Genomic DNA, 898 nt, shown 5'->3' with positions numbered 1-898 from the left:
AACTTATCCACATTCTTCGCTATTTACAACATCAATAATCTTTATTTTATATATTTAAAAGATTATTTTTTCAACTTGACACAGTTTGACGAACACTCCCGCAATAAATTATTACCCTCATTATCTATAAGCAACTTCAATGGTTGATTTACTAGTAATATTTCTACTACTTTATCATTTTGTATCTGGGATAATTTTGCTAATAAATCAGGTTCTAACTTTACTGCCACCGTTAAATTAATGACGGATAACCATAAGACTATATCTTCTATGTTATTGTCTTCTAATGCAGAAGACAAGTTCTTAGTTAGTACTGGAGTAGAAAACTTGTTTAACCCTTCTTGTATTAGAGGGTTATGTTTAAAAGTATTTTCATCAAGATGTTGGTTTAATAGTACCGCAATATTAGGGTAAATAGGTGAGCCACTTTTAAGTAAATTATGCAAGATAGTTCCTGGTATCTTGAGATCAGGATGTTTTTCATACAAATCAGTTAATTGTTGATTATTTCTCAATTCATCCGTTGTTTCACGATAGTACAAAAATTTAGGGAGATTTGTTAGATCAAGCGTATCAGCTTGAACATAAATCTCGCCTGTCTCTATCATATTACTAATTAATATATCCAGCTCTAGTAAAAACATTTCTTTTACTTCATCGATAATTTCTCCTATCTTAGAATTAAATTCATTAATATTTTCTTCCGCAAATCCTAAACGTTCCAATATTGTTTGCATTACTTTTATTAGAGCATCTGATCTGGCAGCAAACGATAATTGCTCTGTTCCATCTTTGTGAACATGTACTGTGTCTTGGTATAGACGTCAATTCGGGATAAGGTTATAATTTAGAGGAAAGTCGAAATTGCAATTTATGGAAGGTTTATTTTTCTTAAGAG

1 protein-coding gene is annotated in these 898 nt (G+C 30.6%); it reads right to left on the bottom strand.

What is annotated here, in order from left to right; translation table 11 throughout:
- Positions 1–62 precede the first annotated feature (62 nt).
- On the bottom strand, positions 63–737 hold the full coding sequence (locus tag RiCNE_RS07110) for a hypothetical protein (protein ID WP_094649845.1): 675 nt from the start codon (positions 735–737) through the stop codon (positions 63–65).
- Positions 738–898: the final 161 nt, after the last annotated feature.

Source organism: Rickettsia endosymbiont of Culicoides newsteadi (assembly GCF_002259525.1).
In the GTDB taxonomy this organism is placed as follows: Bacteria; Pseudomonadota; Alphaproteobacteria; order Rickettsiales; family Rickettsiaceae; genus Tisiphia.
This window is presented reverse-complemented; position numbering and strand designations above follow the sequence as displayed.